Below are 19,836 nucleotides of genomic sequence, written 5' to 3'. Positions count from 1 at the left end.
TTTTTGTTAATTAATAATATTTATTTTAGCTATTGTCTGATTTTCACCCATCGTTTATTTACTATCATATCGCTATCAGCCCTCTGACATCTCAACAGCCATTTCTGGAAATCGTGAGTGTTCAAAGAGTTTGGATGTTTAGCATCACCAGTTACATCGTTACACTTTGTAAACGGATTAGGAGAGTAAATAACCACAAGCTGATTATCCTCCATCGCATACTTTGTACTCAGCTTATACTGATATGCCGAGGGGTCCACCTCGCGGTCAAAGAACATGTATTCCTTACCCCGCTTAATCTGAAAGCGCCCCGAAGGCTCGTTCTTGTATGGCAGAAGACATGCTGTGTCGTCGTCGCCCATAATCAGGTAGACTGCAAGATATCCATCGGCAGGAGAACGGAAACTGAGATATACTTTTTCGCCGTTTCTGAATCTGTTTGTCTCCTCTTTTTCGCCATCTGTATCCTTCAGGATTTTCCATTTCAACTCGGCTTTAGATTGAACAATCTCTCGAGCCTTACCCCATACCTCGACTTTAAATATCAGCTTATTATCTATATATTGAACATCGAATTGTGGTGGCTGAGTGTCACCAAGCCAGTCGCCCTTAGCCATAGCTACTGTATTCTCCCAGAAGAACGAACTGGTAGCCTCTCCATTTGTCTCAACATTAGTATCGATAACATCCGATGTAATCAGCTCGCCGAATTCAGCCTTGATTGCTTCGGCCTTTGCCAATTCCAGACATTTACGTCTGGCTTCTCTTAACGTGATGTTATCATTTTCGCCCACCTCGTAACTGTATTCGGCATGTACATCCACTGTTTTCTGAGCAGAAACACTCATTGGCAGGTTTGCACATAGAAGCAGTAATAGATTAATTGTTTTGCGACTCATATTATACTTATTGTTTTACTATTAAATACACTTGTATCTCGGTTTTACCATCGCCTTTTTTCCGGGAAAGAATCATATCTGGTTTAAAAGTTCCGATTTTCTGATTGACATTTTGTTCGAAAGTTGAATCAAATTCCACATTGCTCTTTGCACCTGAATTTGACACATCGTTAGTCATTTTCACATTAACTTCACTCGACACGTTGGATTTTTGCATCGATGCATATTGCACTTTCAGATGATGCATCGCTTTTGTCATGGCCTGATTTGAGCTATTAGCCTCGCCTTTACCAATAATTGTTTCTACCTCTCCGTTGCCATCAGCCACCATCTGGTAATAATTCACGAGGGCATCTTCGAGTGAAACTTTTTGTCCATAGACCTCCCATCCTTCGGCTTTCATCTGTTTGCAGACTTTTTTGCATTCTTTCATGATATCTTTGTTCTTGGAGCCTGCCTGACATACAGAAGTAAACCCTGATGGCAACAGAACCAAAAACAGAAATAGCAACGCCATATAGAATCGTTTAAAAAACATTGTGCATTAAATTATTGTTAGTAAGACATATTTATAATTTCTTTAGTATCACCTCATCAGGTGACGATGCAAAGTTAACAATTATTTTAGATTATCAAGAATTTTAGGACACAAAAATTCGAGAATTAACCATTTTTTGTATTTATAGCTTTATTTGAGTTAAAAAACCCGCATTATAATGATTACTATTGATTATTTTTTATACTTTTGCAAAATAGAACAAATATCATATAAAGACAATGAAGAAATCAAATCTTAGATTCATCTCGCTTACAGCTATACTGTTAGCAGCAACAGCAGTTTCCGCCCAACACAGACATGGACTAGCTATTGACTTCGGAAAGACTAACAAGGCCGATTCAACTCGCATTACCAGTCTAAGCTTTGGAGTTTCCAGCCATACCGACACACTGAAAGGCCTCCAGTTTAATGTTTTGTCGAACTATGCATGGAATGTTAAGGGATTGCAACTGTCAGGTTTCTCAAACATATCATCTACACCGCTACGAGGCATGCAGCTAAGCGGTATTACTAACATAACGATGGGCGTTGAGAAAGGTTTGCAGCTAGCAGGATTATTAAATGTATCTGCAGGCACCATGAGCGGCATGCAGTTGGGTGCCTACAACTACACCAACGAACTGAATGGATTGCAGCTGGGTGCCATCAATGTGGCTACATCGCACCCCAAGGGCTGGCAGGTGGGTATCATTAACTACACCAAGGATACCTCGGGTCGCAAGATAGGATTGGTAAACGTAAACCCCAGTACAACTGTTGACTTTATGGTTTATGGCGGCACAAGCACAAAACTGAACGCTGCCGTACGATTCCGCAATCACAGTACCTATAGTATAATAGGTATAGGAACTCACTTTATGGGATTTGACGACCACTTCTCGGGCGGTATCTTCTATCGACTGGGTCAGTACTCTCAGATAACCCCGAAACTATCGCTCAGCGGCGACATCGGATATTATCACATTGAAACATTCAAGAAACAGAGCGACGAGGGGCCCTCACAGCTATTCTCGCTCCAAGCTCGCATCAATGCCGACTATCAGCTGAACCGCAATGTTGGGCTGTTCGCATCGCTAGGTTATGGCGATACCCACTACTATTATCATCAGGAAAAGTATCGCAGCCGCTTTCTGGCTGAGGCAGGCTTGACGTTCCGCTATCCGCACAACGCTAACCGACAGACAGCAGTGGTACGACGCAGCGAGGCTAAAACGCCAGCCGACTCGCTCATGGCACCCGGTCTTGGGAAGAAACACCCATGGTGGGCACTGGGACAGGTTACGGGTGTGAATGCATTTGTGCACTTCTTCGACCGCATCATCACCAATCAGGACTTTGCGCAAACCACGCTGCATACTTGGGGCGAGAACTTTAAAAACGGATTTGTTTGGGATAATGATGTCTTTTCAACCAACTTGTTTATGCACCCCTATCACGGTAACCTATACTTCAATTCGGCCCGCGCGCAAGGTCTGTCGTTCTGGGAATCAGCACCATACGCTATGATTGGTTCTCTGGAGTGGGAGTTCCTTGGCGAGATAGAGCCACCAGCAATTAACGACCTGATAGCCACCACCTTTGGCGGTATCTGCATCGGTGAGATAACCAATCGCGTGAGCCGCATATTCCTCGACGACTCAAAAAGCGGTTGGCCACGCTTCTGGCGAGAGTTTGGAGCTACCATATTTAACCCCATGGGTACATTGAAACGACTGGCCACAGGCGATGCATGGACCGTACGCAGCAATCACTATCGTTATCACGACTATAATCGCAACCCAGTAGAGATTACCATTACAGCCGGCGACCGATATCTGGCCGACAACGGCGAGCTGTTTAAGGGCGAGCATAATCCTTACATTGACTTCTTTATGCAATACGGCGACCCAATTAACGAGAACGAGCACAATGCGCCGTACGACTTCTTTGAGACCGAGCTTGTAGTTGGCCTCTCGACTAACCAGCCAATACTGAACCAAGTACACCTGATGGGCCGTCTGTGGAGCACGCCAATGATTGAGCGCAAGAACATCCGCGCTGAATTCGGACTGTATCAGCACTTCGATTATTTCGATTCGAAACCTGTCAAAAACGGTTCCGACCTCACACCATACCGCATCAGTGAAGCTGCTGCATTTGGTCCGGGAGCTATCATACAGATGCCCGAGGTTGGCATGCTGTCTCATCTGGAGCAGCGCATATTCTTGAACGGCATCCTGCTGGGCGGCACCAAGAGCGACTACTATAACGTGATTGACCGCGACTACAACATGGGTAGCGGCTTTAGCATTAAGACCAAAACTCACATGGAGATGCGCCACTTTGGCCGCTTTATTCTTAATGCCCACTATTATCGCATCTACACATGGAAGGGTTATGATCCAGACACTGACTTTTCGAAGTTTACCGAGCACGACATGTTGCACCTGAACTCGCAGGGTGACAAAGGAAATGCTGCCCTGCTGGTTATCAATCCTATCACTCAGTTCGACATCACAAAGAATTGGAGCATAGAGTTGTCTGGATCATACTACGCCCGCCGCACCCATTATAAATACTACGACGATGTTAAAGCCAACACCTTCGAAGTTCGGTTAGGCATCAACGTACATCTATAACCAACAAAAATAGGATACCGATTGGCATCCTATTTTTGTTATCATTTATAATATCATTAAACTTCCCATCCGATAGCAGAAGCACCAAGTACTGCTGCGCTGGCACCATCGAGACCGCTAACGAGGAATTTAGCCTTATTCTTGAAAATCTTCAAGACATGAGCCTCATAAGCCTCGCGGATTGGCTTCATAATCAACTCGCCAGCCTTAACCATACCACCGAAGAAGATAAATGCCTCAGGTGAAGAGAAGGCTGCAAAGTCAGCACAAGCCTCACCAAGCATCTTACCTGTGAAATCATAAATTTCCTTAGCCAGCTCATCACCCTTACCAGCAGCGATAGAAACATCGAGCGATGTGATTTCCTCAGGATTCATCTCGCGGAGCAATGAAGGGCGATCGGTCTTAGCCAGAAGCTCACGAGCTGTACGTGCCACGCCAGTAGCTGAGCAGTATGCCTCAAGACAGCCTGTGCGACCACATCCACAAGGACGACCTTCCTCGCCACGAACCATTGTTACGTGTCCCAGCTCGCCAGCAAATCCGTCATGTCCATACAGAAGCTGACCATTAACTACGATACCCGAGCCCACACCTGTACCAAGGGTGATAACGATAAAGTTCTTCATGCCTCGAGCCACGCCATATACCATTTCGCCTATAGCGGCAGCATTGGCATCATTGGTAAGAGCAACAGGGATATCATTCAAACGCTCGCTGAAAAGCTTAGCCAAAGGAACAATACCATCGTGAGCCCAAGGCAGATTAGGAGCAAACTCAATAGTGCCGTTATAATAGTTGCCATTAGGAGCACCAATACCCATAGCCTTAATTTTCTCAATACCACCAACCTGGTCGATGATAACCTTGAGCACCTCGACACAAGCGTCGACGTAAGCCTCAGCTGTACTATAGTTACCAGTCTTAATGGCTGTTGTTGCCTTGATTTCACCACGGGCATCAACAATGCCGAAAACAGAGTTTGTGCCTCCTAAATCTAAGCCAATAACGTATGGCTTGAGAGCTGCATTTTGTTCGTTCATAATTATAATAAGTTTATTAGTCGTTTAAGAATCTTTTAATTTCAAGGCACAAAATTAGTAAAAAAGCAGCAGAACAATTGACTTTTTACGGAAATTAACCATTATTTTATAAAAGAATGACTAAAATCAAACGAAAGAGGAATTTTTTTCGTAACTTTGCACCCGTTATGCCAATTCATATACCAATAAATATATTAGACTTCATCTTCAAAGGGATGTTGATCGGTGTGATTGCCAGCGCCCCCATGGGGCCCGTTGGCATACTCTGCGTGCAGCGCACACTGAATAAAGGCCGATGGTTTGGATTTGCCACAGGTCTGGGTGCTGCCGTTAGCGACATCATATATGCTGCGTTTGCCGGTTTCGGCATGTCGTTCGTTATGGATTTTATCACCAACGACCAGAACCGTTTCTATCTGCAGATGGCGGGTAGTATCATGCTGCTGTGTTTTGGATGGTACACTTATCATACCGACCCTACACGCAAGATGCACCAAAGTGGAAAACAACAGGGCACATTGTGGTACAACACATGGACAGCTTTTCTGGTAACATTCTCGAATCCACTCATCATCTTCCTGTTTCTGGCCATGTATGCCCAGTTTGCATTCGTGCTGCCCAATCATCCGTTCGAGATGATAGTTGGATTCCTGAGCATTGTGGGAGGAGCTCTGCTTTGGTGGTGGGGACTCACATGGCTGGTAGACCAAATACGCACAAAATTCGACACTTACGGCATTAAGTTGATTAACAAAATAATAGGTGTGGCAGTAATCATAGGCAGTATCGTGATGCTGCTTGGACTGACAACTAATCTCGTCCGTCTGTTTTAGCCACTTACACATATAATAATGTATATAGCAAACGAGTTAAGAAAGAAAAACATTGCCGAGTATCTGCTGTATATGTGGCAGATGGAGGACACGGTGCGAGCATTCGACTGCTCGCTACAGCGCATTAAGCGCGAGTATATCGAGAGATTCGACTATACTGACGAACAGAAAGAAGAGGAGACTGATTGGTTTGGCAACCTCATCCGCATGATGAATCAAGAGGGTTGCCGCGAACAGGGACATCTGCAAATAAACAAAGTAACTATGCAGATGCTAATTGAATTGCATAGCCAGTTGTTGCAGTCAAGCAAATTCCCCTTCTACAATACTGCTTACTACAAGGTTCTACCGTTTATCGTAGAGCTACGAAATCGCGGTGCAAACAAGGAGGAAAACGAGATTGAGACTTGTTTCAACTCACTCTACGGCGTAATGTTACTGCGCCTGCAGAAGAAACCTATCTCGCCTGATACTGCTCATGCCGTCAAGGAAATAACGACCTTTATCGGCATGCTCTCAGATTATTACAAAAAGGATAAAGAAGAAGGATTGAAGTTTGAGTAAGCGATATGAAGATATTGATTACGGGCTGTAACGGCCAACTTGGAAATGAGATGCAGTTGCTGGAGAAAGCGAATCCCCAGCACACATATTATAATACAGATGTGGCAGAATTGGACATAACAAACGAAGAAGCCATTAACCGTTTTGTTGAGGATAACGAGATAGATGGCATCGTTAACTGCGCCGCCTACACCGCCGTAGACAAGGCCGAGGAGAACCAGGAACTGTGCATGAAGCTAAACGCAACAGCCCCCGAACATCTGGCAAAGGCCATCGAGAAGCGTGGCGGATGGATGATACAGATATCAACCGACTACGTGTTCGACGGAACCAACCATCGTCCATACGTAGAAAGTGATGCGGTTTGTCCTAACAGCACATATGGTCGTACTAAGCTTGCTGGCGAGGAAGCTGTTATGAACAACTGCAAACAGAGCATGATTATCCGCACAGCATGGCTGTACTCTACTTTTGGCAATAACTTTGTAAAGACAATGATCCGTCTGGGTAAAGAGAAGCCTGAACTGGGTGTGATATTCGACCAGATTGGCACACCAACGTATGCTCGCGACTTGGCGGTGGCCATCTTTGCAGCAATCAACGAGGGTATTGTGTCAGGCATTTATCACTTCAGTAACGAGGGTGTCATATCGTGGTACGACTTCACCAAGGCTATCCACCGTATAGCAGGCATCAAGGATTGTCGTGTGCGTCCGCTTCACACCTCAGAGTATCCTACTCCCGCAGCACGCCCACACTACAGCGTGCTCGACAAGACAAAGATTAAGCAGACTTATGGCATTGAAATCCCCTATTGGGAAGAATCACTAAAAGATTGTATTGAGAAATTATGAATCAGGAGATAGAAAGAAGAAGAACATTTGCGATTATTTCGCACCCGGATGCGGGTAAGACTACGCTGACAGAGAAATTTCTGCTCTTCGGCGGACAGATACAGGTGGCAGGAGCCGTTAAAAGCAACAAGATTAAGAAGACTGCTACCAGCGACTGGATGGACATTGAGAAACAACGTGGTATCTCAGTGTCTACATCGGTGATGGAGTTTGATTATACTCCCGAAGGCTCTGACATAGAATATAAGGTAAACATTCTGGACACACCAGGTCACCAAGACTTTGCTGAAGACACCTTCCGCACACTGACTGCCGTCGACTCAGCTATCATCGTGGTTGACGGAGCAAAGGGTGTAGAGACCCAGACACGAAAGCTGATGACCGTTTGCCGCATGCGCAAAACACCAGTTATCATCTTTATCAATAAGATGGACCGCGAAGGCCGCGATCCCTTCGATTTGTTAGACGAGTTGGAACAGGAACTGGAAATTAAAGTTCGCCCATTGAGTTGGCCTATCAATCAGGGCGCTAAGTTCAAGGGTGTGTACAACATCTACGAGCAGAAGCTCGACCTGTTTACCCCCGACAAGCAGCGTGTGACCGATAAGGTAGAAGTAGATATTGACAGCAAAGAGCTTGATAAGCGCGTTGGCGAAGAGAACGCCGCCAAACTGCGTGAGGATCTAGAGCTAGTAGACGGTGTATACCCGGAGTTTGATGTCGAGACCTATCGCGAAGCCGAGGTTGCGCCCGTATTCTTTGGTTCAGCATTGAACAATTTTGGTGTACAGGAGCTGCTTAACTGTTTCGTAGAGATAGCACCAAGTCCACGCCCCACCAAGGCCGAGGAGCGCGATGTACAGCCAGAAGAGCCAAAGTTCACAGGATTTATCTTTAAGATTACCGCCAATATCGACCCTAACCACCGCTCATGTATTGCTTTCTGTAAGGTATGCAGCGGTAAGTTCGTACGTAATCAGCCTTATCTGCACGTACGTCAGGGAAAAACGTTGCGTTTTTCAAGTCCCACACAGTTCATGGCTCAGCGTAAGAGCACTATCGACGAGGCTTGGCCAGGCGATATCGTAGGTCTGCCAGATACAGGTGGTATGTTTAAGATTGGCGACACGCTGACCGAAGGTGAGAAACTGCACTTCCGCGGCCTGCCTTCATTCTCGCCAGAGCTGTTCAAATACATCGAGAACGACGATCCCATGAAGGCTAAACAGCTGCAGAAGGGTATCGACCAGCTGATGGACGAAGGTGTGGCTCAGTTGTTTGTTAATCAGTTCAACAATCGAAAGATTATCGGAACCGTAGGTCAGCTGCAGTTCGAGGTGATTCAGTATCGCTTGGAGAACGAGTATAACGCCAAGTGCCGTTGGGAGCCCGTACATCTGTACAAGGCTTGCTGGATTGAGAGCGACGATCCTCAGGAGTTGGAGAACTTTAAGAAGCGCAAGTATCAGTATATGGCCAAGGACAAGGAAGGTCGCGATGTATTCCTGGCCGACTCGGGCTACGTGCTGAGTATGGCGCAGCAGGATTTCGAGAAGATTAAGTTCCACTTCACAAGCGAGTTCTAATAATGACAAGAGAAGAAGATATAAAAAGAGCCGTTGAAACGATGCGAAAAGGCGGAGTCATACTCTACCCCACCGACACCGTATGGGGCATTGGTTGCGATGCGACAAATGCCGAAGCCGTAAAACGCGTATATGAGATCAAGCAGCGCGAAGATTCTAAGGCGCTTATCTGCTTGGTTGACTCGGATGCTCGCATGCAACGCTACTTCCGCAATGTGCCCGACGTAGCTTGGCAGCTCATTGATAGTCTGAAAGAAGCTGAAGATGCCAAGCCAACCACACTGATTCTGGATGGTGCCATTAATCTGGCATCCAACCTGATAGCCGAAGACGGCAGTCTGGGCATCCGCATCACCAACGAGCCATTCTCGAAGGAGTTATGTTTCCGTTTCCAGAAGGCCATCGTATCAACATCGGCCAATATAAGTGGAGAGCCTGCCGCACAGAACTACTGCGACATAGACCCACGCATCCTGGAGGCTGTAGACTACGTGTGCTGGAGTCGCCGACAGGAACATAAGCCCCACACGCCATCAAGTATCATCAAACTTAAAGAAAACGGCGAAGTAACAGTTATTAGGAAATAATGGATGCAGCTATTGTAGATAGAAGACCGGAGTGGCTGAAGCGCTTACACGATTGGCGTGTAGAACACATCAGCGAGAGGATGTTTATGATTATCCTCGCTCTGCTTGTGGGTTTCTTTGCCGCTGTGGCTGCCTTTGTGTTGCACTCTATTATCAACCAGATAGTTCAACTGCTTACAAGTAGCTTCGAGCAGTCGCACGCCAACTGGCTATATCTGGTTTATCCTGTAGTAGGTATCTATCTTACATCGCTGTTTGTACGTTACATCGTAAAAGACAACATCTCGCACGGAATAACACGTATACTTTACGCCATATCATCAAACCGCTCACGACTGAAATCTCACAACTGCTGGTCCAGTGTTATAGCATCAGCCATCACCATCGGCTTTGGTGGATCAGTAGGAGCCGAGGCACCTATCGTGCTTACAGGTTCGGCCATCGGATCTAATCTTGGCCAGTTGTTCCACCTCGACCGAAAGATGCTGATGACACTTGTTGGCTGCGGTGCTGCAGGAGCCATAGCAGGTATCTTCAAGGCGCCAATAGCCGGACTGGTGTTTACGCTTGAGGTGCTGATGATTGATATGACCATGTCGTCATTGTTACCTATATTGGTATCGTGCGTAACAGCTACAGTATTTACCTACATCTTCCGTGGCGATGCAAACCTGTTTACATTCCACCTCGATAGCGAATGGTCGGTTCAGCGCATACCTGCCTGCATCTGTCTTGGAATTGCATGCGGACTTGTATCACTCTACTTTATTCGCATGATGGGTTTCTGCGAAGACATCTTTGCAAAATTCAAAGATAAGCCATACATAAAACTGGCCATCGGCGGAACGATGCTTAGCCTGCTTATCTTTCTGTTTCCATCGCTCTATGGCGAGGGTTACAGCAGCATTAACCTCTTGCTTAACGGCCAGACAAATGCCGATTGGGACAGAATTCTCAACAACTCACTGTTCTCAGGTCAGGGGTCACTATTGCTACCTTACATCGCTATGGTTCTGCTTACCAAGGTGGTAGCCACATCGGCCACCAACGGCGGTGGTGGTTGCGGTGGAACATTCGCACCATCGCTATTCATAGGTTGTTTTACAGGATTCCTATTCTCGCGTCTGTGGAATATAAATGAGATAGGTGTGTTTGTACCCGAGAAAAACTTTGCGCTACTGGGTATGGCTGGCGTGATGTCGGGCGTGATGCATGCACCACTAACCGGAATATTCCTGATAGCAGAGCTTACAGGCGGCTACTCGATGTTTATGCCGCTGATGATTGTGAGTGTGTGTGCTTATATGACCATCAGCATTTTCGAGCCTCACAGCATATACGGATCGCGACTTGCCAAGCAAGGTAAACTGCTTACACACCACACCGACCACGCCGTGCTGACACTGATGAACCTCGACTCAGTAATAGAGCGCGACTATCTGAATGTAGACCCTGATATGGAACTCTATCAGATTGTACAGAAAATCAGCCGTAGCCACTCTACTGTGCTGCCAGTACTGGATGCCGGTGGAAAGCTACTTGGCGAAATTGACATTATGAAGATAAGAAACGTAGTATTCAGAATTGAACTATATCACCACTTCAAGGCATCGCAGCTGATGACAGATCCTAAGGCGATACTGAACGACGGTATGCCCATGCGCCAAGTGATGCGAACATTCGACAGAACAGGTGCGAACTGGCTTCCAGTGCTCGACACGGAGAACAGACTGAAGGGATATATCTCACGCCAACGCATCTATACGATGTATCGCAAGATGGTGGCTGATATGAGCGAAGACTAAGAAAATTGAACATTGAACATTGAAGATTGAACATTAAGAATGGAAAAGAAAGACTTACGCATAGTATTTATGGGAACTCCAGAGTTTGCGGTGCCTACACTGCAGGCTTTGGTAGAGAACGATTATCATGTAGTGGCTGTGGTAACCCAGCCCGACAAACCCGTAGGCCGACATCAGACAGAGATGCAGCCATCTGAGGTCAAGAAGTATGCCCTTGAGCACAACCTGCCCGTGCTGCAGCCCGTCAAGATGAAAGACCCTGAGTTTGTAGAGCAGCTGCGCAGCTACAATGCCAATCTGCAAGTAGTAGTAGCTTTCCGTATGCTCCCTGAGGTGGTATGGGATATGCCAGAGTATGGCACCTTTAATGTTCATGCTGCTCTGCTACCTCAGTATCGCGGTGCCGCTCCCATCAATTGGGCAGTGATACATGGCGAGACTCAGACAGGTGTAACAACATTCTTCTTAGACCACGACATCGATACTGGTCGTATCATCATGCAGAAGCCTTTCGACATACCTGAAGAGGCCGATGTAGAATACGTCTACGACGGATTGATGCATCTAGGTTCCGAAATCTGTTTGGAAACACTCGATCGCATCATCGCTGCCGATGGAAAGCCCGAGAGTATACCGCAGGAAGAGATGATTGCCGTGGGAAGCGAACTACACGCAGCTCCAAAGATTTTCAAGGAGACATGCGAGATCAACTGGAACCAGTCCGCCAAGAAGGTCTACGACTTTATCCGCGGTCTTTCACCCTATCCTGGCGCATGGACCACTCTGGTATCGCCCGATGGCAAAGAGACCGTTTTGAAGATATTCAAGACCAAGCGTACGTCACAGAAAGCAGGTGCGTTAGGTTCTACGGCTATCGTAGAGCGCAAGCCTTGCATCAGTACTGCCGACAAGCTACTGATGATTGAAGAACTGCAACTGGCTGGTAAGAAACGCATGAACGGACGTGACTTCCTGAATGGCATTAAAAATTTTGAGAACTATAAAATAAAATAAGGTATTACCGCGTTACTATTATAGGATAAACAAAATAAACAGATTGCCTATGAAGCTTTTTACTCAAGAAGAAGACATCATGTTAAGCGAGAAGACATTCAAGCCACGTAAGCAAACGCTTGATATCATCCGACTCGTAGCTTATACCTATCGTAGTAATATTAGCGAAAAGTCAAACCTGAACTAACAAAAGGATTATGGCATTAGTATCACCATCATTGCTCGCCGCCGACTTCTTGCATCTCGATCGCGACATCAACATGATCAATCACAGTGAGGCCGACTGGCTTCACCTCGATGTAATGGACGGTTCGTTCGTCCCCAACATTTCATTCGGGTTCCCAGTACTCGAGGCAGTGGCTAAAGCTTGCACAAAGCCATTGGATGTTCACTATATGATTGAGCACCCCGAACGTTATATAGCCCAAACAGCTAAACTTGGCGCTATGATGATGAATGTACACTACGAAGCTTGTGTACACTTGCATCGCACCATTCAGGAGATTCATCAAGCAGGTATGAAAGCTGGCGTAACCCTTAACCCATCAACACCAGTTTGCGTACTTGAGGACATCATTGGCGATGTAGATATGGTACTGCTGATGAGCGTAAACCCAGGCTTTGGCGGGCAGAAATTCATTGAGAACACCATCGACAAAGTGAAACGCCTTTGTCAGATGATAGACGAAAAAGGCTGCAAAGCACTGATTGAAGTAGATGGCGGAGTACAGGGTGAGACTGCACCACGACTAGTAGAAGCCGGAGTCGACGTACTGGTTAGCGGTAGCTACGTGTTCGGAGCCAATGACCCCGAAGGAGTGATACGTTCGCTCAGAGCACTATAAGTTTACTCCAATCCAAGATTAATATCGTATTCACGCGATAGTTTTCGCATATTTATTAGGGCGTAGCGCATACGTCCTAATGATGTATTGATGCTTACCTGAGTCTCCTCGGCAATCTCCTTGAACGACAGATTCTGGAAATATCGCATATAAACCACAGTTCGCTGTTGCTCTGGAAGCATGTTCATCAGAGCTACCAGATCTTTCATGGTTTGATTATTCAACAACTCTGTTTCGCGGTTATCACCAAGAACAGCAGCCGATCTGATGTTGCTGAGATCGTTCTCCTTTGGACCATCTACCACCTTATCGTTCTTCTGATGACGATAATAGTCGATAATCACGTTATGGGCTATTCGGGTAATCCAACAGTATAGCTTACCTGTGTCAGAATACTGACGGTTCTGTAGTTTGGTAATCACCTTCAGAAATGTCTCCTGAAAAAGGTCGTTAGCCAAATCCTCATTCTTCACTATACACATAATGTAAGTGAAAACTCTGTCTTGATTACGCGAAAGTAACTCGTCGAATGCTCTGTTATTGCCCTCAATGTAAGAAAGTGCCAACTGTTCGTCGGACATACTTTTAATTGTACTCATGTTCTCAAAATTTAAAATTGAGTAGAGTTTGTTTCGATAGGCAATAATTTTTTTAATTGTTAATAATCTTTGGCAAAAATAGATAATTTTATCCAAATCACCAAAAAAAATTGCCAAAAACTTACCATTCTGCCGTTTTTTTGTTACTTTTGCACAAAAATATAACCTAAAAAGGAAAAAACATGAAACTATTCGTACCAGGCCGCCTTTGTCTTTTTGGTGAACATACCGACTGGGCAGGCCACTATCGAACAATGAACGCCGACATCAAACCTGGAGCAGCTATCGTAACTGGTATTGAACAGGGAATCTATGCCGAAGTAGAAAAATCCAGCATCTTTGAGCTCTACAGCAGTGCCGATGAGATCAAAGACATTTGGCAAGACTTCAGTTGCCGAATGGATGAAATAGAGCTGAAGCGAATTGCTAAAAGCGGTTCGTTCTTCTGCTATTGTGCAGGTGTAGCATCTTATATGCTCGAGTGGTATAAAGTTGGCGGTGTTCGTATCCGTATCACCGACATGACCCTGCCCATGAAGAGCGGTCTGTCATCCTCAGCCGCCATCTGTGTACTTGTGGCTCGCGCTTTCAACCAGTTGTATAATCTCAACCTCAACACGCTTGGCGAGATGAACATCGCCTATCTGGGCGAGCTTCGAACCAGTAGCCGTTGCGGACGTCTTGACCAGGCCTGTGCATTCGGCGTAAAGCCTAACCTGATGACGTTTGATGGTGATGAGATTGAGGTACGTTCGCTGAACGTTAAGAAACCACTACACTGGGTGTTTGCCGACCTCTGTGCCGAAAAAGATACCATCAAGATTCTGTCAGACCTCAACAAGGCCTACCCATTCCCCAATACCGATGCTGAAAAAGCAGAGCACGAGGCACTGGGAGAGCAGAACCTCGAGATAGTCGACCGCGCCATTAAATACATGGCAACAGGAGATGCTGAGAGTCTGGGAAAACTGATGACCGAAGCCGAAGCGCTATTCGATGAGAAAGTGGCCCCGATGTCAACAGCCCTATGGTCGCCCAAACTGCATGCTATATTAAAGGATCCCAATATCCAGCCACTAGTATGGGGCGGAAAAGGTGTAGGCTCACATGGCGACGGTTCAGTACAGTTCCTGGCTCGCGATGAGGAGTCGCAACAGAAGGTGACCGACTACCTGAACGAGAATGGAATGAAGGCGTATACACTCACGTTAAAGCCTGTACACACCGTTCGTCGCGCCATCGTGCCCGTGGCTGGTTTCGGCACACGATTGTATCCCGCCACACGTGTCATTAAGAAAGATTTCTTCCCTGTTCCATGTGCCGACGGTATGGTGCGCCCCGTTATTCTGATTCTGCTCGAAGAGCTTATTAATAGCGGTATAGAGGAAATCTGCGTGATACTCGGATCAGAAGAAGAGCGACAGCAATATGCCGACTTCTTTGAACGTCCGCTCCCTGACGACCACCTCAAGAAACTTAATCCCGAAGCTCAGGAATACGAGAACCATATTCTGGATATCGGCAAGCGCCTGCATTATGTTTATCAGCGTGAGAAACGCGGATTTGGTCATGCCGTTTATCAGGCAGCCCAGTTTGCAGGAAACGAGCCCGTATTGCTGCTCCTAGGCGACACACTCTATCGCAGCGACAGCAACAAACCTTGTGCCCTGCAGATGATTGAGGATTATGAGCACTATAACCGCCTGATGGTAAGTATCCACCCGATTCCTCTGGCCGATGTAAGTCGATATGGCATTCTGCATGGTGTATGGGAGGATAAAGAAAACACGGTTCTTAACGTAACATCAATGGTTGAGAAGCCTAAGGCAAGTTATGCCGAAGAGTATCTGGCCGTACGAAACAAGAAGGGCGAGAAGGAGTACTACAGCGTATTCGGACAGTATATACTCACACCCGAAGTCTTCGCACAGCTTCACGAAGATATCATGCAGAAGGAGATCGACGGCGATCATGTAACCGAGATTGAACTTACCTCTGCACTCGAGGCCGTACGTAAACGTAGCGGTATGGTTGGTGTACGCCTACGTGGACGAATGTTCGACATGGGCAATCCTAACGCACTCTCAAATACGATTCAAACATTTACTGAACCATAATAACAATAAGAATCCCGCTTTTATCGAGCGGGATTCTTATTATTTAATCAGACTCAGCAGATATTTTCCATATTCGTTCTTCGCCATTGGCTTGGCCACTTCCTCAAGTTTCTCCTTACTGATCCATCCGCGCTTGAAAGCGATCTCTTCAAGACAAGCCACCTTCAGGCCCTGACGTTTCTCAATCACCTCGATAAATGTCGAAGCCTCTGAGAGCGAATCATGCGTACCTGTATCAAGCCACGCGAAACCACGCTGTAGTGTCTGCACCTTCAATTTCTTCTGTGCCAGATACTCCTGGTTAACGGTTGTGATTTCAAGCTCACCACGGGCCGAAGGCTTAATATGCTTAGCGATGTCGACCACGCTGTTTGGATAGAAATACAATCCTACTACAGCATAATTCGACTTGGGATTAGCTGGTTTTTCTTCGATGCTGAGGCAATTACCGTCTGCATCAAACTCAGCCACACCATAACGCTCTGGATCGTTTACATAATAACCGAATACAGTAGCCAGTCCATGCTTTTCGGCATTTTCCACACTTTCCTTCAGCAGCCCGGTAAAACCTGAACCATAGAAGATGTTATCGCCAAGAACCAAGCAAGCACAATCATCACCAATAAACTTCTCACCAATGATAAAAGCCTGTGCCAATCCATCAGGCGAGGGCTGTTCGGCATATTCAAAGCGCACACCCAGATCAGAACCGTCACCTAGCAATCTTTTAAATCCAGGCAGGTCGTGTGGTGTTGAAATAATGAGAATCTCGCGTATACCGGCCAGCATCAATGCTGATACTGGATAATAAATCATTGGTTTATCGAAAATAGGAATCAACTGCTTACTGATTCCCTTTGTGATGGGGTAAAGACGTGTACCCGAACCACCAGCTAAAACTATTCCTTTCATAAATATTATTTTTAATTTGGTGCAAAGATAAGAAAAAAGCAACATAGTTAGCCGTTTTTACAAAAAAAGTTGTACCTTTGCAAGCGATTTATAAACAATTAATAAGGAATTATGGGATTTTGGAATAAATTATTTGGAAATAAAGATGAACAGAAAGTTGGAGGAATGGAGGATTTCATGACTCTCATCCGCGTATACTTTCAGGCGGCTATGGCTGCCGACCTGGGTATCACCAACCTTGCTGCCCTACCCGACCTGCGTGTATTCAAAACCACACTGAAGGTTGCCACCGTTAACAATAAGCTTGGTGTGGGCGAACGTAGCCGTTGCAAAAACATGTTAAAGAGCATGTACGGCATGAACGACGAGTTCTTCAAGGAGATTGATGGTAGCCTACGCAAACGCTGCAAGAAGGTTCAGGATGCCCAGACATACCTGCTGCAGTTCCAGGGCTTTACTCAGGAGATTATGATGCTTACAGGCAACCTGATGAAGTTCAAGCTCCGTCTGCCAGGTTTCATGAAGAAGGCCATCTACACAATGACCGAGAAAACCGTGAACGACATCTTTAATAAAAACGACTTTACTGATACAGCCGTTCTTAAAAGCGTGGTAGCTGTACGCGAGTATAACCGCCGTCTTGGTTTCTCTCAGAAGTGGATTACCGACTTTGTCTTTAAGGTAGTGATGCTTGCCAAGAAGGAACCCAAGCCCGCCCAAGACGAGAAGTAAAGTTTAAAATATCTTAAATTATAGTCGTAAGCCTATTCTTTAATAGATAATTTGTATAACTTTGTACACCAAATAGTTACATCATGAGTTCAAACCAAGAGACGATATTGGCATTCGAAACGCGTGTACGACAGATGATTCTCCATTTCAAGCAGTTGAAAAAGGAGAATTCAGAACTGCGCGCGCAGATCGAGCAGGAGAAGTCGGAAATTGCCGACTTACAAGCCAAATTGACTCAGGCGAACAATGATTACAATTCACTGAAGATGGCAAAAATGATGCAAATCACCGACGGCGATCTTGAAAGCGCAAAAGCCAGCGTACAAAAGATGATACGTAATGTGAACAAGTGCATTGCCATTCTGAGCGACGAACAATAAACGAAGGTGCCCACAATGACAGAAGTGAATAACGAGAAACTACATATCAGGTTGCACGTTTACGATGAGGAAATCGAAGTAACCATCAAGCGTTCCGACGAGGAATTCTATCGTAAAGCGGCCAAACTCATCACCGACCGTTATAATGCCTATTCTCAGGCTTATAAAGGTAAGAAGGGTGAGCATACGATAGCGCTGATGACGCTTATCGACATTGCCCTTATGTACGAGCGTGAGCGTGGCAACAACGACACTGATCCCTATAATAGTATTCTCACTAAGCTTACTTCTGAAATCGAGGAAGCCCTCAAGTGAGAATATTTTCATTAACATAGATTTTATATGGAACTAATTTTTGTACTACTGATCGCCGCAGGCGCCCTCGCACTTGGAGGAGTCTGTGGATATCTTGTATTCCGCTACGTACTGAAGGGGAAATACAATGAAATGATCGACACCGCCACCAAGCAGGCCGATGTCATCAAGGAGAAGAAACTGCTCGAGGTGAAGGAGAAGTTCATCAACAAGAAGAGTGAGTTGGAGAAGGAGGTGCAGCAGCGCAACCAGCACATCCAGCAGAGTGAGAACAAGCTGAAGCAGCGCGAGATTTCGCTCAACCAGCGCCAGGAGGAACTGGGCCGCCGCAAGAATGAGCTCGACAACATGCAGCAGCGTGTTGACAACGAGAAAAAGTTGCTGAGCGTAAAGGCTGAGGAGTTGGAGAAGATGCAGCTGAAGGAGCGCGAGAAGCTGGAAGAAGTTTCTGGTCTCAGCGCCGAGGAAGCCAAGAACCGCCTGATTGAGTCGATGAAGGACGAGGCCAAGACCGCTGCAGCAAGCTATATCAACGAGATTATGGACGAAGCCAAGCTCAACGCTAATGCCCAGGCCAAGAAAATCGTTATCCAGACCATCCAGCGTGTGGCTACCGAGACTGCTATCGAGAACTCTGTCAGCGTATTCCATATTGAGAACGACGAGGTTAAGGGTCGCATCATTGGTCGTGAGGGCCGTAACATCCGTGCGCTCGAGGCCGCAGCTGGTGTTGAAATCGTAGTCGACGATACCCCTGAGGCAATCGTTATCTCTGGTTTCGATCCTGTTCGCCGTGAGGTTTGTCGTCTGGCTCTTCATCAGCTTGTTAGCGACGGCCGTATCCACCCTGCACGCATCGAGGAGGTGGTTGCTAAGGTCAAGAAGCAGCTTGATAACGAGATCATCGAGACAGGTAAGCGTACAGCTATCGACCTTGGTGTTCATGGTCTGCACCCAGAGCTTATCCGCATCATCGGTAAGATGAAGTATCGTTCATCATACGGACAGAATCTGCTTCAGCACGCTCGCGAAACCGCAAACCTCTGTGCCGTTATGGCTTCAGAGCTTGGTTTGAATCCTAAGAAGGCCAAGCGTGCAGGATTGTTGCACGATATTGGTAAGGTGCCCGATGAGGAGAGCGAATTGCCACACGCAATATATGGCGCTAAGATAGCCGAAAAGTTCAAGGAGAAGCCCGATATCTGCAATGCCATCGGTGCTCACCACGACGAGATGGAGATGCAGACTCTTCTGGCTCCTATCGTTCAGGTGTGCGATGCCATCTCAGGTGCCCGTCCAGGTGCTCGTCGCGAGATTGTAGAAGCCTACATCAAGCGTCTTAACGACCTTGAGGCTATTGCCATGAGCTATCCTGGTGTTACCAAGACCTACGCTATCCAGGCTGGTCGTGAGCTCCGCGTCATCGTAGGTGCCGATAAGATGAACGATGCCGAGAGCGAAGCCCTCAGCACCGATATTGCAACTAAGATCCAGAACGAGATGACCTATCCTGGTCAGGTTAAGATTACAGTCATCCGCGAGACTCGTTCGGTTGCTTATGCTAAATAACAAGT

Annotated in this window: 20 protein-coding genes; 15 read left to right on the top strand and 5 right to left on the bottom strand. The window is 46.3% G+C overall.

Going from position 1 to position 19,836, the window contains the following annotated elements:
- Positions 1-29: 29 nt before the first annotated feature.
- Positions 30-899, bottom strand: coding sequence for a DUF4384 domain-containing protein (locus BUB86_RS04405; protein WP_081373093.1), 870 nt, complete (start codon positions 897-899; stop codon positions 30-32).
- Positions 900-906: 7 nt separating this feature from the next.
- On the bottom strand, positions 907-1,302 hold the full coding sequence (locus BUB86_RS04400; protein ID WP_139261409.1) for a hypothetical protein: 396 nt from the start codon (positions 1,300-1,302) through the stop codon (positions 907-909).
- A 374-nt stretch (positions 1,303-1,676) separates the two neighbouring features.
- On the opposite strand from BUB86_RS04400, the gene BUB86_RS04395 reads away from it, so the two are divergent.
- On the top strand, positions 1,677-4,076 hold the full coding sequence (locus tag BUB86_RS04395; protein ID WP_254795095.1) for a DUF3943 domain-containing protein: 2,400 nt from the start codon (positions 1,677-1,679) through the stop codon (positions 4,074-4,076).
- 56 nt (positions 4,077-4,132) lie between these two features.
- On the opposite strand, the gene BUB86_RS04390 is transcribed toward BUB86_RS04395, so the two are convergent.
- On the bottom strand, positions 4,133-5,119 hold the full coding sequence (locus BUB86_RS04390) for an ROK family protein (protein WP_073206091.1): 987 nt from the start codon (positions 5,117-5,119) through the stop codon (positions 4,133-4,135).
- 167 nt (positions 5,120-5,286) lie between these two features.
- On the opposite strand from BUB86_RS04390, the gene BUB86_RS04385 reads away from it, so the two are divergent.
- The 9 genes from BUB86_RS04385 to rpe are packed head-to-tail and all read left to right on the top strand — an operon-like array spanning position 5,287 to position 13,207.
- On the top strand, positions 5,287-5,952 hold the full coding sequence (locus BUB86_RS04385) for a LysE family translocator (RefSeq protein WP_073206088.1): 666 nt from the start codon (positions 5,287-5,289) through the stop codon (positions 5,950-5,952).
- Between the two features lie 18 nt (positions 5,953-5,970).
- On the top strand, positions 5,971-6,516 hold the full coding sequence (locus BUB86_RS04380; RefSeq protein ID WP_073206085.1) for a DUF4924 family protein: 546 nt from the start codon (positions 5,971-5,973) through the stop codon (positions 6,514-6,516).
- Positions 6,517-6,521: 5 nt separating this feature from the next.
- Positions 6,522-7,370, top strand: a complete 849-nt coding sequence (rfbD, locus tag BUB86_RS04375; RefSeq protein ID WP_073206082.1) for a dTDP-4-dehydrorhamnose reductase — start codon at positions 6,522-6,524, stop codon at positions 7,368-7,370.
- Positions 7,367-8,956: a peptide chain release factor 3 gene (locus BUB86_RS04370; protein WP_073206079.1), complete on the top strand. Its 1,590-nt coding sequence runs from the start codon at positions 7,367-7,369 to the stop codon at positions 8,954-8,956. The genes rfbD and BUB86_RS04370 overlap by 4 nt, the downstream gene beginning before the upstream one ends.
- Before the next feature lie 2 nt (positions 8,957-8,958).
- Complete coding sequence (locus BUB86_RS04365; protein ID WP_073206076.1) at positions 8,959-9,543, top strand: L-threonylcarbamoyladenylate synthase; 585 nt, start codon at positions 8,959-8,961, stop codon at positions 9,541-9,543.
- A complete protein-coding gene (locus BUB86_RS04360) occupies positions 9,543-11,348 on the top strand; it encodes a chloride channel protein (RefSeq protein ID WP_073206073.1) in 1,806 nt (601 codons plus the stop codon). Before BUB86_RS04365 ends, BUB86_RS04360 begins: the two co-directional genes overlap by 1 nt.
- A gap of 39 nt (positions 11,349-11,387) precedes the next feature.
- Entirely contained in the window at positions 11,388-12,362 is a 975-nt protein-coding gene (gene fmt, locus BUB86_RS04355; RefSeq protein WP_073206070.1) for a methionyl-tRNA formyltransferase, read from the top strand.
- A gap of 49 nt (positions 12,363-12,411) precedes the next feature.
- The gene (locus BUB86_RS17535; protein ID WP_175549409.1) at positions 12,412-12,549 is read left to right on the top strand and encodes a hypothetical protein; all 138 of its coding nucleotides are present in this window, start codon (positions 12,412-12,414) and stop codon (positions 12,547-12,549) included.
- 7 nt (positions 12,550-12,556) lie between these two features.
- Positions 12,557-13,207 (top strand): ribulose-phosphate 3-epimerase, encoded by a 651-nt coding sequence (gene rpe, locus BUB86_RS04350; RefSeq protein WP_139261407.1) that lies wholly within the window; start codon positions 12,557-12,559, stop codon positions 13,205-13,207.
- Between the two features lie 2 nt (positions 13,208-13,209).
- Here the strand turns inward: rpe and BUB86_RS04345 are convergent, their stop codons facing one another.
- On the bottom strand, positions 13,210-13,806 hold the full coding sequence (locus BUB86_RS04345) for an RNA polymerase sigma factor (protein WP_073206064.1): 597 nt from the start codon (positions 13,804-13,806) through the stop codon (positions 13,210-13,212).
- A 182-nt stretch (positions 13,807-13,988) separates the two neighbouring features.
- On the opposite strand from BUB86_RS04345, the gene BUB86_RS04340 reads away from it, so the two are divergent.
- A complete protein-coding gene (locus BUB86_RS04340; protein ID WP_073206061.1) occupies positions 13,989-15,923 on the top strand; it encodes a sugar phosphate nucleotidyltransferase in 1,935 nt (644 codons plus the stop codon).
- A gap of 39 nt (positions 15,924-15,962) precedes the next feature.
- Here BUB86_RS04340 and rfbA read toward each other — a convergent pair whose 3' ends face one another.
- Positions 15,963-16,835, bottom strand: coding sequence for a glucose-1-phosphate thymidylyltransferase RfbA (rfbA, locus tag BUB86_RS04335; RefSeq protein WP_073206058.1), 873 nt, complete (start codon positions 16,833-16,835; stop codon positions 15,963-15,965).
- 111 nt (positions 16,836-16,946) lie between these two features.
- On the opposite strand from rfbA, the gene BUB86_RS04330 reads away from it, so the two are divergent.
- The 4 genes from BUB86_RS04330 (at position 16,947) to rny (ending at position 19,831) form a co-directional block, all read left to right on the top strand.
- Positions 16,947-17,567 (top strand): hypothetical protein, encoded by a 621-nt coding sequence (locus BUB86_RS04330; protein WP_073206053.1) that lies wholly within the window; start codon positions 16,947-16,949, stop codon positions 17,565-17,567.
- Positions 17,568-17,650: 83 nt separating this feature from the next.
- On the top strand, positions 17,651-17,947 hold the full coding sequence (locus tag BUB86_RS04325) for a hypothetical protein (RefSeq protein WP_073206050.1): 297 nt from the start codon (positions 17,651-17,653) through the stop codon (positions 17,945-17,947).
- Positions 17,948-17,962: 15 nt separating this feature from the next.
- The gene (locus BUB86_RS04320; RefSeq protein ID WP_073206047.1) at positions 17,963-18,262 is read left to right on the top strand and encodes a cell division protein ZapA; all 300 of its coding nucleotides are present in this window, start codon (positions 17,963-17,965) and stop codon (positions 18,260-18,262) included.
- A 27-nt stretch (positions 18,263-18,289) separates the two neighbouring features.
- Complete coding sequence (gene rny, locus BUB86_RS04315; RefSeq protein WP_073206044.1) at positions 18,290-19,831, top strand: ribonuclease Y; 1,542 nt, start codon at positions 18,290-18,292, stop codon at positions 19,829-19,831.
- Positions 19,832-19,836 lie beyond the last annotated feature (5 nt).

This window comes from Xylanibacter ruminicola (assembly GCF_900142525.1).
In the GTDB taxonomy this organism is placed as follows: domain Bacteria; phylum Bacteroidota; class Bacteroidia; order Bacteroidales; family Bacteroidaceae; genus Prevotella; species Prevotella ruminicola_A.
This window is presented reverse-complemented; position numbering and strand designations above follow the sequence as displayed.